Origin of the sequence: Kitasatospora sp. NPDC127067, assembly GCF_042724755.1 — a bacterium.
Lineage (GTDB): Bacteria > Actinomycetota > Actinomycetes > Streptomycetales > Streptomycetaceae > Kitasatospora > Kitasatospora lactacystinica.
Genome location: NZ_JBHXEM010000001.1, coordinates 1 through 14260 on the forward strand (window position 1 = coordinate 1; position 14260 = coordinate 14260).

The window sequence follows — 14260 nt, forward strand, 5'->3', positions numbered from 1 at the left end:
TACTCGACCCGGGCGGGGCGCGCGGGGGCTGGGGGGGTTATCTTATATTTCCACTTTTCCCCCCGCCTCTGGCGGGGCGGGGGGCTCGGGGGGGGGCCCCACCCCCCACGCCGTCACGAGGAGGTGCGATGGAGATCCCGGGGCCCGAACCGTGCGCCGACGGCGGGGTGGGCGCCATCGCGCGGGCGGGCGGCCTGCACGCCTACCAGCTGTGGCTGCACGCCGAGTACGGACCCGTCGCGCGGCTCCAGCTGCCCGGGGCCGGGACCGCCGTGTCGATCGCCGATCCGGTGCTGCTGGAGGCCGCGGTCCACCTCGACGAGCGGCCCCGGCGGCTGTTCTCCTTCCTGGACCCGCTGTTCGAGGCGGGCAACCTCCAGGTGCTTCCGGCCGACGAGCACGGGCCGTGGCGCCGGCTGCTGCTCACCGTCCTGGCCGGACGGCCCTCGCACGAACGGCACGTCGCCCGCTTCGCCGCCCTGGCGACCGGGCTCGCCGACCGCTGGGCCGCCCTGCCCGCCGGGCGGTCCGTCGAGCTCCAGCGGGAACTGGCCGGGCTCTCCCTCCGGATGGTCTGCGGCTACGCTCTGGGCGGCGAGGTCGAGGACCCGGACGGCGTGGTCGAGGCCTTCGAGGTGGTGCTCGCCGACCAGTTGGAGCGCCTCTACCGGGATCCGGCCGAGCAGGCCCCGGAGCAGCACGTCGAACGGACCGCGCGGGCCCTCGCCCGGCTGCGGGCGACGGTCGACCGGGTGATCGCCGCGCACCGCCCGGACGGCCCGGGCGCCGGCGGCCCCGGTACCCGCGACCGCGGCGCAGGCGGCCCCAACACCGACAACCCCAACACCGACAACCCGAGCACCGGCGACCGCAGCGACCTGATCGGCGCCCTCGTCGAGGCCGGCGAGAGTCCCGCGAGGATCCGCGACACCGTCCTCGCCGTGATGCTGGCCGCCCACCACACCACGGGCGTGGCCGTCTCCTGGACGCTGCACCTGCTCGCCGCCCACCCGGAGGCGGCCGCGCGCGTCACCGAGGAGCTCGACCGGGTCCTCGGGGACCGTCCGGCGCCCGACCACGCCGACCTGCACCGGCTGCCGTACCTGGGGATGGTCCTGCGCGAGTCGCTGCGCCGCTACCCGCCCGGCCCGTACGGCGCCCGGTGGACCGCCGGTCCGCTGGCCGTCGGCGGGTACACCGTCCCCGCCGGGGCGGTGGTCCTCCTCCCGATCCTGGCCGTCCACCTGAACCCCGCGTACTGGCCCGAGCCGGAGCGGTTCCGGCCCGAGCGGTTCACTCCCGAGGAGTCGGCGGGGCGCCCCCGGCTGGCCTGGATCCCGTTCGGCCTGGGCCCGCGCGCCTGCGAGGGGGCGGGCCTGGCCATGACGGAGGCCCTGGTGCTGCTGGCCGTCCTGCTCAAGCGGCTCGGCTTCCGGCCCGAGCCGGGCCACCGGGTGGTCGCGGTCGAACGGTTCGTGCTGTGGGCCGCCGACGACATCCGCATGCTGGTGAGCCCGCGCGCCGCGGACGGCCCGTCCCGCTGAGCGGTCTGGCGGGAACTCCTATCGCGATATATCGTGAGTTCCCGTCCGTGTCGCCGACGCCGTCGCGTGACGACCATCGTCGAGTTCAGGACGGGAAGTATGCCGGGAGAGATCGTGCCCGCCGGGACGCACTCCGGCCGCGGCCCGCAGCAGTCCGGGATGCGGGCCTCCCACGCCGACCGGGACCGGGTGGCCGAGCTGCTGCGGATCGCTGCGGGCGACGGCCGGCTGACCCCGGACGAGCTGGACGAGCGCCTGGAGGCCGCCCTGTCGGCGCGGACGCTCGGCGAACTGGCCGGGCTGACGGCCGACTTGCCGCCGGTGTCGATCTCCGCCGACGGGGTGGTGGCGGAGGTCAAGGACGTCCTGCGGATCGACCAGCGGTGGAGCGCGGTCAGGCGGGAGGGGCGCTGGGTGGTGCCGCGACGGCTGGAGCTCTTCGTGGAGTGGTGCGACGTGACGCTCGACTTCACCCGGGCGGTGATCACCCAGGACACCCTGCGGATCGACCTGGACATGGAGGGCAAGACCCTGACGCTGATCACCGGGCCCGGCGTCGTGGTCGATTCCGACGCCCTGGCACTGGAGTTCAGCAGGGTCAGGAACGATCGGGCGCCGGACTCCGGCGAGCCGGTCGCCCTGCGCGTGGAGCTGGTCGGCAGGAAGCGCCACGGCCGGATCGTCGTGCGGCAGCCGCGGCGGACGGCCGGCCAGTGGCTGCTGCGCAAGCCCGTGGCGCTGCCTCCCGGCGGCTGACGGGCCGCCGCGGCGGCCGCGGGTTCGTGTCGTGCGCCGCAACCGTCGAGGTCCGACCGGTTCTGCCCTACCCTTCCTCCATGCTCTCTGTGGTGGTGGCCCCCTGGATGGGCGACTCGAAGCCGGTGTTCCTCCACAACCCGGACGAACTGCACGACGCCGCGAGCACGATGAAGGTCGCCGTGCTCGCCGCGCTCTGCCGCGGCGGCGTCAGTCTCGACGCCGAAGTCCCCGTGGTGAACCGCTTCGAGTCCGTCGTGGGCGGGGAGTTCGGCAACGACCCGGACCGGGACAGCGATCCGCTGCCCTGGGAGCTGCTCGGCACCCATGTCCCGCTCCGACTGCTCGCCGAGCGGATGATCACCCACTCCTCCAACCTCGCCACCAACATCTGCCTGGCCCGCACCACCCAGCAGGCCGTCGCCGACGTGTGGCGCCGCGCCGGAGCCACGCACAGCGCCACCCCGCGCGGGATCGAGGACTACGCGGCGCGCGCCCGGGGCGTGCACAACCGGGTGAGCGCCCGCGACCTGGTCAGGCTGCTGCGCTCGCTCGCCGGCGAGCCCGAACTCCTCGGCCTCCTCGAATGCAACGAGTTCCGGGTGGACCTGGCCGCCGGGCTCCCCTCCAACACCCGGATCGCCTTCAAGAACGGCTGGATCCCCGGCACCCGGCTCGGCGTGGGCCTCGTCCAGGCGGCCGACTGCCCGCCCTACCTGATCGCCGTCTGCTACACCGGCCCGCTCGCCGACGGCACGGACCGCACCGACCCGGCGGCCCGCCTGCTCGCCCGCATCTCCAAGGCGGTGTGGGACCGCCGGGACCAGATCAGCCGGCCGGTGCCCTCGGCCCGCCCGGCGCCGCTCCGTTCGGCGGGTTGATCCGCACGAACCCCTCGTGGCCGGCGGGTTCGAAAGCGGCGTGCGGCATGCGGCATGCGGCGTGCGCCGTCCAGTCGGCCGTCCGTCGGCCGGCGCGGCGCCCCGGCCGAACAGGAGTGCCCGGCGTCCACCGGGGCGGAGGCGCCCGGCGCGTGACGCTGCGGAGGATCCGCTGATGGACGGCCCGGACGCGCTCCGGGCCGTCCCGCTCGGGGCGTGCGCCGGGGAACCGGCGCCGATCGCACACGCATGACGACCCGTCCGTTGCGGTATCGGATTGAAGGGTCCTGCTCAACGGCTGCGCGAGGGTTCGGGGGTGGTCGGCGTGTCGTCCCGGCTACGGATGTTCGCCCGGTGGATCACGGCGGTCGCGCTCGCGGCGGCGTACGCGGCCCTGCACCTGCTGGTCAACGTGGGCGTGGGCCAGCAGGTGCGCGCGAGCAGGGCGGGGGCGCTGTGGTGCGGGGCGGTCGCCCTGGCGCTGCTCGGGCCCGCCCTGTGGCTGCGGCACCGCCGACGGGCGGGGGTCGCCGAGATCGTCGCGCTCGTCGACCGGTACGGCACCCGGCGGCCGCGATGCCGGCGGGCCGTCCTGGCCGCCAACACCGCCGGGTGCGTGCTGGCCGGGGGCGGCGCGCTCGCCGTCGCCGTGTCGGAGCGCAGCGCCGCGCTCCCGCCGGAGGCGTCGCTCCTGCTGCTGGCGGGCGGCGTCGCGGCCGCGGGGGCCGGCCTCCTGGTCCTGCGCAGCACCCGTCCGTACGCGGCTCGCGGGGCGGCCCAGGCCCTGCTCCGGGACGGTCGCAGACCCGTGCTCTACCTGCGCAGCTTCGACGACGACGAGGCGGCCGCCCGGGTGGACGACAGGGCGAGGAGCGATCTCCGCGCGCGGGAGGTGCAGTTCGCCGCCGCGCTGGGCGCCGTCGGTCCCGTGATCGCGGTGGGGCGGCCGGGGGAGACCCTTCCGCTCCTGGGCGCGGCACGGTTCTACCTGCCGCTCGACGACTGGCAGGGCACCGTGCGGCGGTTGATGGACCTGTCCCAGCTGATCGTGCTGCGGCTGGGGCCGGGGGAAGGGCTGCGGTGGGAGATCGGGGAGGCCCGGGCCACGCAGCCGCCGGCGAAGCTGATCCTGCTGGCCCCGCGCGGCTTTCCGGAGCTGGCCGGCCAGGTGAACGCGAGCCTCCCCACCCCGCTGCTGCCCAGGGAGATGGTCGTGGGCGGGCACTGGGTCGGAGCCGTCATCGCCTTCGACGCCCACTGGACCCCCCGGGTGTTCCCGGTGAAGGAGCGCGGGGGGCGGACGGCGTGGACGGCCCGGCCGGGCGGCTCCTCCCTGCGGACGCCCACCGTGCACCTGGTCCGCACCATCCACACGGCGCTGGCCGCGACCGGGAGGCGGCAGCGGGCGATGGCCTGGAGGGCGCAACTCGCCACCAGGAAGGCCGACCTGGTGATGGCGGGGCTGGCCCTCGCGCTGGTCCTGCCGGGGTGGCTCGGGTACCGGATCCTGCAGTTGGCCGGTCGCTGAACCGCCCCGTCGCCCGGCTGCCCGCCCGGCTGCCCGGCCCGCCGCCCGGCCCGGCGGCGCGCCGAAACGCGCCGCCGGGCCCGGGGCCGGGGCAGAGGCCAGGCCGGGCGGAGGGGCCGAGGCCGCAGCCGTCAGTACGGCTGGACCAGGACGTGCGCCGCACCCGGGATGCCGACCTTGAGGAGCTCGTCCTCCTCCGGCGTGGTCGGCGTGCCCGTCTCCTGCTTGAGGACGGCCCGCGACAGGGCCTGGACCCACATGGCGCGGGGGCGGCGGCGCTCCTCCCAGGCGGCGAGGGCGGCCGGCACGGTGTCGGCCGCGTCCAGGCTCAGGGCGAGCACGAGCGCGTCCTCGACGGCCATCGCGGCGCCCTGGGCGAGGTGCGGGGTGGAGGCGTGGGCGGCGTCGCCGGCCAGGACGATCCGGCCGACGTGCCAGGGCTCCTCGACGGTGACCTGGGAGATCCGCGAGTGGACCACGGCGGCCGGGTCGGTGATCAGCGCCAGCGCCTCGGCGATCGGCCCGCCGAAGCCGGCCAGCCGCTCGCGCAGCTGTTCGTGGGCGCGCTCCGGGTCCGGACGGAAGTCCTCGGCCTCGGCGAAGACCGAGCCCAGGTACATCTGCTCGGTGCTGATCGGGGTGAGCAGGGCCTTGGCGCTGAGGTTGCCGGAGGACATGACCACGCCCTGCACCTCGGGCGAACGCGGCAGCGTGACGCGCCAGTTGGCGAAGCCGGTGTACTCGGGGACGTACTTCTCGCCGTACAGGTGGCGGCGCAGCGGCGAGCCGATGCCGTCGAAGCCGACGACCAGGTCGTAGCGGCCGACGTGCCCGTCGGTGAGGGCGACCTCGACGCCGTGGGCGTCCTCGTGCAGGGTGCCGATGGTGGTGCCGAAGCGGACCGTGACGCCCGCCCCGGCGGCGGCGTCGGCCAGGACGCGGGCCAGCGCGGGGCGCGGGATGCCGTTGTTGGGGGGTACGTCGCCCATCCGGGGCTGCGGGATCTTCGCGAGGGTGGCGCCGGCCGGGTCGCAGATGGTCAGCACCTCCCACGGGAAGCCGACGGACAGGCAGTCCTCCAGGACGCCGATCTCGCGCATCACGTGCAGGGCGTTGGACGGCTGGATGATGCCGACGCCGAGGGCCTCCAGCTGCTCGCGCAGCTCGGCGACGTCGACCCGGTGGCCGCGCTGGGCGAGGGCGGTGGCGAGGGTGAGGCCGCCGATGCCGCCACCGTTGACGAGGACGCGCAGGGGTCTGGTCATGAGGGTCGCTCCGAAGGGAAGTTCGCAGGAGTGTGGGGGCTCGGCCGAGTACGGTTCGGCCGGGACCGGTTCAGCCGGCGCGCGTGGCGGCGAGGTCCATCAGGTGGTCGACCAGGGCGAGCAGCAGGTCCCGGCCGAAGGCGCGCTCGCGCACGTCCCCGAGCAGCATCGGCACCTGCGGGTCGAGGTCGAGCGCGGCCCGGATCTCGTCGGGGGTGCGGGTGTTGGTGTTGTGGAAGCAGTTGATCGCGACCACGAACGGGATGCCCCGGCTCTCGAAGAAGTCGATGGAGGCGAAGCTGGTCTCCAGCCGGCGGGTGTCGGCGATGACGATCCCGCCGAGGGCGCCGTTGACCAGGTCGTTCCACATGAACCAGAAGCGTTCCTGGCCGGGCGTGCCGAACAGGTAGACGACCAGCTCGGGGCTGACCGTGATCCGCCCGAAGTCGAGCGCGACGGTGGTGGTGGTCTTCTGGTCGACACCGGCCAGGTCGTCGATGCCGACGCTGGCCCGGGTCAGGTACTCCTCGGTGCGCAGCGGGGTGACCTCGCTGACCGAGCCGACCAGGGTGGTCTTGCCCACGCCGAAGCCGCCCGCGATCAGGATCTTGACGGCGGCCGGGGCGGCGGGGGCGTCGATGGCGGAGTGGGGTGTTGCCATGTTCAGAGTCTCCGGAGTCCTTCGCGTACGGCCGTGAGCAGGCCGAGGTCCACGCCCCCGGCGGCCCGGGCCACCGAGAGCGGTGCCCGGGCCTTCAGCAGGCCCTGGGAGACCAGGTCGCCCAGCAGGATCTTGGTGACCGAGACCGGGAGGTCCAGGCCCGCCGACACCTCGGCGACGGCGATGGGGCGCCGGCAGCGTTCGAGGATCAGCCGGTGTTCGGGCTGCAGGCCGCGAGCACCGGCGCGGCTGCCCCGCGCCAGGGCCGCGTCGGCCTCCGCCTCGACCGTGGTGAGCACGGTGATGAGGGTGAGGTCGTCGCGCTCGGGCGCGGTCCGGCCGCGGGTGATCGTGTACGGGCGCACCATGCTGCCCGTCCCGTCCTCCGCGTCGTCCTCCTCCAGCTCGCTCCAGTGCGGCACCGCGCCGCGCCGCCGGCCGTCGTCCCCGCCGGACTGCGGGCCGGCCCGCCGGCCGTCGTCGAGGCCGTCCCCCCAGGCGTCGTTCCCGTACGGTTCCACCCGGGTCAGCCCCGGTTCCGGGAGGCGAAGGCGTCGAAGGACGCCGGGGCGGCGGGGGCGCCCTCGCCGCGGACCGGGGTGGTGAGCTTCTGGCCGACCTGCTGCACCAGGGTGTGCATCGCGACGGACATCACCTCGGCGTCCACCTCCTGCGAGGCGACCACGGCCAGGTGGGTGCCCTGGGCGGCGGCGATGACGAACAGCCAGCACTCGGCGAGCTCGACGATCACCTGGTGCACCGGGCCGCCGTCGAACAGCGCCCCGACCCCGCGGGCCAGGCTCTGCTGGCCGGTGGCGACGGCGGCCAGCCGCTCGGCGTCGGCCCGCTCGATGGTGCGGGAGTGGCTGACCACGAGACCGTCGTCGGAGAGCAGGACGGCGTTCCTGGTCCCGGGCACCGAGTCGACGAGTCCGTCCAGCAGCCAGTCCAGGTCCTGGTGGGTGGCGATCGTGCGGTTCATGACTGGTCATCCGTTCGTGTGGTTCGGGTGTCCGCGGCCGGAAGGGCCCAGGGGGACGGGGCGGGCGCGGGAGCCGGGTGGCCGGCGGGTGCGGGTGCGGGTGCGGGGGCCGGCGGGGCGGCGGGCAGCGGGTGCTCGCCGCTGTCCTGGGCCCGGGCGGCGCGGGACTGGCGCTGGAAGGCGCCGATCGCCGCACCCGAGCGCCGCACCGGGCAGTCGGTGCGCTCGGCCGGGCCCGCGGGCGGGGCAGCGGTCCCGGCGGCGGGCCGCTCGACCCACGGCGACCGCTCCGGCGGGGGCACCCGCAGCTCGGCCGCCAGGCTGGCCTGCCGGACGCGCTGCGGCAGTGGGGCCTGGCCGCCCTCGGCCGGGCTGAACGGCACCGAGGTCCGGTACTCGCGGCGCTGCCGGCGCTCGGCCAGCCGGTAGTGGTCGGCCGGGCGGTACTGCTCGTCGGCGTACGGGGCCTCGGCCTCGGTGACCCGGGCGTAGGCGATGTCCGGGTAGGCCGGGGCGTCCAGGGCGGGTGCCGGGTCGGCCGGGGAGCTGTGCTCGATCGGCTGCTCCGGCCGGACCGACGGCCCGGAGGAGTGGGACGGCCCGGAGCCGAAGGCCTGCCCGGACTCGTAGGGCTGCCCGGACTCGTACGGCTGGTAGGGCTGCTCCTGCGGGAAGGGCTGTTCGGGCTGGTGGGGTTGCTCCTGCGGGAATGGCTGCCCGTGCGGGAACGGCCGTCCCTGCGGGAACGGCGCCTCCGGCAGCGGGATCTCGTGGACGGTGGCTTCCGGCTCGGCCTCGGCGGTCGTCCCGGCGGTCGTCTCCGCGCCCGTCTCGACACTCGCCCCGATGTCCGCCCCGACGCCCGTCGAGGAGAGCGGCAGCGGCACCGGAGCGGCCTGCGGGACGAAGCCGCCCTGGCCGAAGGAGTCCAGGCCGAAGGAGTCCACCGGCGCGACCGGCGGACCGGCCGGCACCGGGGCGGGCGTCTCGTCGGAGGCCGAGCGCACGGCCCGGCGCGAGCGGCGCACCAGCGGGATGGGCTCGGTGGCCGTACCGCCGGCGCCGTCCGGCAGCCCGGTGTCGCCCTCGATGACCAGCTCGTCCGGGACGAGCACGACCGCCCGGGTGCCGCCGAAGGCGGACGGGCGGAACTCGATCCTCAGCCCGTGCAGGGCGGCCAGCCGGGAGACCACGTGGAAGCCGAGGCGGATGTCGTCGGCCCGGGCCAGCACGTCGGTGCGCGGCGGGCGGCTCATCAGCTCGTTGGCGGCGTCGTACTGCTCCGGGTCCATGCCCAGGCCCCGGTCCTCGATCTCGATCGCGAGCCCGCGGCCGACCACGGCGGCGCGCACCTCGACCGGCGTGGGCGGCTTGGAGAAGGTGGTGGCGTTCTCCATCAGCTCGGCGAGCACGTGGGCCACCGGGCCGACGGCCCGTTCGGACAGCCACGGGTCGCCCTCGATGTCGATCGAGATCCGGCGGTAGTCCTGCACTTCGCCCTGCGCGGCGCGCAGCACGTCCAGCAGCGGGACGGGCTTGCGCCAGCGCCGCTGCGGCTGGCCGCCGGCCATGATGACGAGGTTCTCCTCGTACCGGCGCAGGCGGGCGGTGAGGTGGTCGAGGTCGAAGAGGCCCTCCAGGACCTCCGGGTCGTCGTGCTTGCGCTCCAGTTCGTCCAGCTTGCGCAACTGGCGGCCGATCAGCAGCTGGGTGCGGCGGGCGATGCGCTGGAGCAGCCGCTCGAAGCCGCGGTGCTGCTCGGCCTGGCCGACGGCGGACTCCAGGGCGGCGGAGCGGGCCAGGTTGAGCGCCTGGCCGAGCCGGGCCAGCTCGTCGGTGCCGTTGCCGTGCGGGCCGGCGGTGATGGTGCGGGTCTCGGCCTCGACGTCCACCTGCTCGCCGCGGCCGAGGCGCTCGACCACCTCGGGCAGGGTGCGCTGCATCTCCTCGGCCTGGGTGTGCAGGTCCTTGATGCGGCGGCGCAGCGAGCGGCTCAGGCGCCAGGAGGCGATGACGACCGCGACGACCGTGATCAGGCCGATGACGGTGGTCAGCACGACCCGGGTGAGCATGCCGATGATGGCGCTCTTGGCGACCTCGATGATGCCGTTGGTGCGGTCCTCGATGGCCTTGACCAGTGGCGGGTTGAGCCCGTCGAGGGCCTGGCGCCACTGGTCCTGGGTGGCCGGGAGCCTGACGGTGCCGGCGGCGTCGGCGGCGGTGGGCTTGAGCAGGGCCTGCTCGACGGCGGCCTTGGCCTGCCAGGACGGGCTGTTGACCAGGTCGTGCCAGGCCGGTGCTTCGGTGTCCGGGATGTACGGCAGGACCTGGACGTTGAGCAGGTGGTCCTGCGCGCCGATCAGCTGCTGGACCTGCTGGTAGTCGGTGGCGGACAGCCGTCCGGTGGGCCAGCCGCGGGCCAGGACGGCGTCCTCGCGGGAGATCATCTCCTTGGCCCAGAAGGAGTTGACCAGGGTCTTGGACAGCCAGGTGACCTCGCCGGTGTCGACCCGGCTGAGCGCGGTGAACAGCCGCAGGTCGACGCTGATCAGGTCGGTGTAGTAGGCGAAGACGCTCTGCTGGTCGGTGGTGGCGCGGTCGACGGCGGCACGCTGTTCGGCCAGCTTGCCCATGGCCTGGCGGGCCTCGGCGACGGCGGAGCGGACCTCGGCGGGGGCGTTGTCGGCGGTTGCCCCGGAGAGGGTCTGGAACTGCCGGACCGCGTCGTCGGTCAGCTGGCGCTGGCGGCGCAGCTGGTCGGCGTTGGAGCCGGGCCGGGCGAGCGCCTCGGCGCTGAGCCGGCGCTCCTCCTGGAGGTTGTAGTAGACGATGTTGGACGGTTGGCCGGCCTTCTGCGCGATGGTGGCCTGGTCGGCCAGTCGCTGGAAGTCGGCGATGGTCTCACCGCTGGTCACGGCCCAGAGGGCGACCAGGGCGATGCTGGGGACGACGGCCAGGACGAGCAGCGCCGTCCGCAGGGACAGGCGTGGACGCCTGCGGGGGCCCTTCGGCGTCGGGGGCCGCCGATTCGCACGCGCGCGCAGAGCTGACTCCTTGGGACTGGCGGCCGGCCGGTGAGGGGCGGGCCGTCCGGGCACGGTTTTTTGACGAAGCGATACTAGTCATACCGTGTGATTGGAGTGAAAAACCGTTCGCTGCCTGGGCTGTACTTGCACACGCGGTGAACACAAGGTCACTCGACCGTTGACGGTGCGTATGCGGAGGGGGCGGTTCCGGGCCTGCTCGACACAGTGTCGGCGCGGCGCCCGGCCGGCGGGTGGCCGGGGTGTGAAAACTGTGTGACGCCCCGTTGTGCGGCCCCCGGGCGCCCCGTCAGTGCGTCAGCAGGCGGGAGCGGGTGGCCTCCAGCTCCGCCGCCAGCACCCGCCCGGCCGCCTCCGGATCGCCGTCGTGCAGGGCCCGGACGAGGTCCGCGTGGGCGTCGTAGCCGTGGTCCGGATCCTCCGCGCGCAGGCCGAACAGGCCGACCAGGGCGACCAGCTGCTCGCGCAGGATCGGGGCGAACTGGGCGAACAGGTCGTCCAGGACGGGATTGTGCGCGGCGGCCACCACGGCCGTGTGCAGCGCGATGTCGGCGTCCACGAAGGCGGCGTCGTCCGCCCCGCCCGCCGCCCGGCGGGCCGCCAGCGCGGCGTCGAGCGCGGCGAGGTCCGCCCCGGTGCGGCGGTCGGCCGCCAGCCGGGCCGCCTGCACCTCGACCACCGTCCGCACCTCGTAGACGTGTGCCAGCTCCGCGCGGCGCAGCCGGGCGGCCCAGTCCCCGGTGGGCCGGTCGGCGGTGACGTACACCCCGGAGCCCTGGCGGCTGCGCACCATCCCGGCCGCCGCGAGGGTGCGCAGCGCCTCCCGGACGGTCGAGCGGCCGACGCCCAGCTCCTCGGCGAGCGCCACCTCGCCCGGCAGCTTCCCGCCCACCGGCCACTGCCCGGCCCGGATCTGCTCCTCCAGCCGGGCGGCGGCCTGTTCGGCGAGGGGGGAGGGGCGGAGCGCGGCCATCGGGTTCACCTGTCAGGTTGTCTGAGGACTTCGGTCGTGGTTACTCTACCCGCCATGCAGCCGTGGACGCTCCCCCCGGGGGGCCTTCTTCTTGGTGGCCGCAGCGGGGCGTGACCGGACCGGCACCCCGCTGCGGCGCGCCGTCCTGCCGGTCTCCGGTGTCCGCCCCGAGCGAGGAACCCCGTCATGCGACCGCCCGTACGCTTCCCCACCCTGCACGCCCCCGCCGGGCCCGTCCCGGCCGCCGCCCCCGCCTGGAACCCCCAGCGCGGCGGCACCATGCCCTCCCACCGCTACCGCCCCGCCCACGAGCGGGTGCACGTGCCCGCCCTGCTGCGCCGCTGGCCCGGCCGTCGCATCGAGCGAGCCCCGCTGTGGGTGCCCGTCGACCTGCGCGACGGCAACCAGGCACTGGCCGAGCCGATGGACCCGGCGCGCAAGCAGCGGATGTTCGACCTGTTCCTGGCCATGGGCTTCAAGGAGATCGAGGTCGGCTACCCGTCCGCCAGCCGCACCGACTTCGACTTCGTCCGCCAACTGGCCACCACCCCCGGAGCCGTGCCCGAGGACGTCACCGTCGTGGTCTTCACGGCGGCCCGGGCCGACCTGGTCGAGCGCACCTTCGAAGCCGTCGCCGGCCTGCCCCGGGTGGTCGTCCACCTCTACACCGCCACCGCGCCGCAGTGGCGGGAGGTCGTCCTCGGCAAGGAGCGCGCCGGGCTCCGGGCGCTGATCACCTCGGCCGCGACGCTGATGGCCAGGCTGGGGGAGGGCCGGGACGGCCTGCGGTTCCAGTTCTCGCCCGAAGTGTTCAACCTGACCGAGCCGGACTACGCGCTGGAGGTGTGCAACGGGCTCACCCGGCTCTGGGACGCCTCGCCCGAGCGGCCGGTGATCCACAACCTGCCGGCCACCGTCGAGATCGCCACCCCCAACGTGTACGCCGACCAGATCGAGTACATGGACCGCCACCTGGAACGGCGCGAGGCGGTGATCCTCTCCGTCCACCCGCACAACGACCGCGGCACCGGCGTCGCCTGCGCGGAACTCGCCGTCCTCGCCGGCGCCCAGCGGGTCGAGGGCTGCCTGTTCGGCAACGGCGAGCGGACCGGCAACGTCGACCTCGTCACCCTGGCGCTCAACCTGCACACCCAGGGTGTCGACCCGATGCTGGACCTCTCCGACATCGACGCGATCCGGCGCACCGTCGAGCACTGCAACCGGCTGCCCGTCCACGAGCGGCACCCCTACGCGGGTGACCTGGTGCACACCGCCTTCTCCGGCACCCACCAGGACGCCATCCGCAAGGGCTTCGCCCGGCACGCCGAGACCGCCGCCGCGCTGGGCGTCCCGCAGCGGGAGGCGCCCTGGTCGGTGCCGTACCTGCCGATCGACCCGGTCGACCTGGGGCGGGACTACGAGGCGGTGATCCGGGTCAACAGCCAGTCGGGCAAGGGCGGGATCGCCCACCTGCTGCAGGCCGCGGAAGGGCTGGAACTGCCCCGGCGGCTGCAGATCGACTTCGCCCGGGTGGTGCAGGAGGCCACCGACGACAGCGGACGGGAGATGACGGCGGAGGAGCTGTACGGGCTGTTCCGGGCCGAGTACCTGGACGCGGGGGCCGGCCGGCGGTGGCGGGTCGGGGACGACTGGGCCGAGGTCGACGGCCGCCGGGGCACCGGCGCCGGGCCGTTGGACGCGGTGGCCGACGCCGTGGGGGCGGAGATCCTCTCCTTCGGCGAGCACGCGGTGGGCTCCGGGCGGGACGCCGTCGCCTACGTGGAGGCGCGGGTCGGCGGGCCGGACGGCGGGGTCGTGTGGGGCGTCGGGCGGGACGCCTCGGTGCTCACCGCGGGCGTACGGGCGGTGCTGAGCGCCGCCTCGCGCCGCTCGGCGCGGAAGGCATGATGGACCGATGACCTCCTCACTCCCCACACGCAGTCAGGCCGTCGCCGAGGCACTGGCGGTGGCCGGCGTCCCCGGCGAGATCCGCGTCCTGCCCGACTCCGCCCGCACCGCGGCCGAGGCCGCCGCCGCGCTGGGCTGCGAGGTCGGCGCCATCGCGAACAGCCTGGTGTTCATTTGTGACGGCGCGCCACTGCTGGTGATGACCAGCGGCGCCCACCGGGTCGACACCGCCTACCTGGCACGGCAGTTGGGCTCCGGCCCGATCGAACGCGCCACCGCCGCCCAGGTCCGCGAGGCCACCGGCCAGGCCATCGGCGGCGTCGCCCCGACCGGCCACCCGGCGCCGCTGCGCACCGTGGTCGACACGGCGCTCGAAGCGTACGAGGTGCTCTGGGCCGCCGCCGGACACCCGCACACCGTCGTCCCGATGACGTACCGGGAGTTGCTGAACGTGACGGGCGGGACACCATCCACAGTGGTCGTCGAACAGACGCAGGATCCGACAACCGGACAATCCGATCGGCTCTGAAGCTGCGCATACCGTCAGTGGGCGGATACTGGAGAGGTGGGGCGAATCGATCCGGGCGTCGCCGACAGGCCGCCGGAAGGGTTCGACCACCGGTAACGGCCTCCAGCTCCCCGCTTTCGCGCCGTCGGTGCGGTCGTGGGCGCGCGGAGGGCCGACACGACGAGAGAGAGAAGCCGTGATGAGTTACTT

General features: G+C 74.8%; 12 protein-coding genes. 6 read left to right on the forward strand and 6 right to left on the reverse strand.

Annotated features, from left to right (window positions below):
- Positions 1-128: 128 nt before the first annotated feature.
- The 4 genes from ACFWJ4_RS00005 (at position 129) to ACFWJ4_RS00020 (ending at position 4709) form a co-directional block, all read left to right on the forward strand.
- A complete protein-coding gene (locus ACFWJ4_RS00005) occupies positions 129-1544 on the forward strand; it encodes a cytochrome P450 (protein ID WP_380537740.1) in 1416 nt (471 codons plus the stop codon).
- 99 nt (positions 1545-1643) lie between these two features.
- Entirely contained in the window at positions 1644-2300 is a 657-nt protein-coding gene (locus tag ACFWJ4_RS00010) for a DUF1707 domain-containing protein (RefSeq protein ID WP_380537742.1), read from the forward strand.
- An 80-nt stretch (positions 2301-2380) separates the two neighbouring features.
- Entirely contained in the window at positions 2381-3181 is an 801-nt protein-coding gene (locus tag ACFWJ4_RS00015; protein ID WP_380537744.1) for a serine hydrolase, read from the forward strand.
- Positions 3182-3458: 277 nt separating this feature from the next.
- On the forward strand, positions 3459-4709 hold the full coding sequence (locus tag ACFWJ4_RS00020; RefSeq protein ID WP_380537746.1) for a transferase: 1251 nt from the start codon (positions 3459-3461) through the stop codon (positions 4707-4709).
- 131 nt (positions 4710-4840) lie between these two features.
- Here the strand turns inward: ACFWJ4_RS00020 and ACFWJ4_RS00025 are convergent, their stop codons facing one another.
- The 6 genes from ACFWJ4_RS00025 to ACFWJ4_RS00050 all read right to left on the reverse strand — a co-directional run bounded on the left by ACFWJ4_RS00025 (position 4841) and on the right by ACFWJ4_RS00050 (position 11634).
- The gene (locus ACFWJ4_RS00025; protein WP_380537748.1) at positions 4841-5974 is read right to left on the reverse strand and encodes an FAD-dependent monooxygenase; all 1134 of its coding nucleotides are present in this window, start codon (positions 5972-5974) and stop codon (positions 4841-4843) included.
- Between the two features lie 70 nt (positions 5975-6044).
- Positions 6045-6635, reverse strand: coding sequence for an ATP/GTP-binding protein (locus ACFWJ4_RS00030; RefSeq protein ID WP_359914140.1), 591 nt, complete (start codon positions 6633-6635; stop codon positions 6045-6047).
- A gap of 2 nt (positions 6636-6637) precedes the next feature.
- Positions 6638-7156 (reverse strand): DUF742 domain-containing protein, encoded by a 519-nt coding sequence (locus ACFWJ4_RS00035; protein WP_380537750.1) that lies wholly within the window; start codon positions 7154-7156, stop codon positions 6638-6640.
- Positions 7157-7161: 5 nt separating this feature from the next.
- Positions 7162-7617, reverse strand: a complete 456-nt coding sequence (locus ACFWJ4_RS00040; RefSeq protein WP_359914137.1) for a roadblock/LC7 domain-containing protein — start codon at positions 7615-7617, stop codon at positions 7162-7164.
- On the reverse strand, positions 7614-10532 hold the full coding sequence (locus ACFWJ4_RS00045) for a nitrate- and nitrite sensing domain-containing protein (protein ID WP_380537752.1): 2919 nt from the start codon (positions 10530-10532) through the stop codon (positions 7614-7616). The genes ACFWJ4_RS00040 and ACFWJ4_RS00045 overlap by 4 nt, the downstream gene beginning before the upstream one ends.
- Positions 10533-10950: 418 nt before the next feature.
- Positions 10951-11634, reverse strand: coding sequence for a FadR/GntR family transcriptional regulator (locus ACFWJ4_RS00050; RefSeq protein ID WP_380537754.1), 684 nt, complete (start codon positions 11632-11634; stop codon positions 10951-10953).
- Between the two features lie 186 nt (positions 11635-11820).
- Here ACFWJ4_RS00050 and ACFWJ4_RS00055 point away from each other — a divergent pair, with 186 nt between their 5' ends.
- Together ACFWJ4_RS00055 and ACFWJ4_RS00060 are read left to right on the forward strand one after the other, a co-directional pair.
- Positions 11821-13542 (forward strand): 2-isopropylmalate synthase, encoded by a 1722-nt coding sequence (locus tag ACFWJ4_RS00055; RefSeq protein ID WP_380537756.1) that lies wholly within the window; start codon positions 11821-11823, stop codon positions 13540-13542.
- 7 nt (positions 13543-13549) lie between these two features.
- Positions 13550-14071 (forward strand): YbaK/EbsC family protein, encoded by a 522-nt coding sequence (locus ACFWJ4_RS00060; RefSeq protein ID WP_380537758.1) that lies wholly within the window; start codon positions 13550-13552, stop codon positions 14069-14071.
- Positions 14072-14260 lie beyond the last annotated feature (189 nt).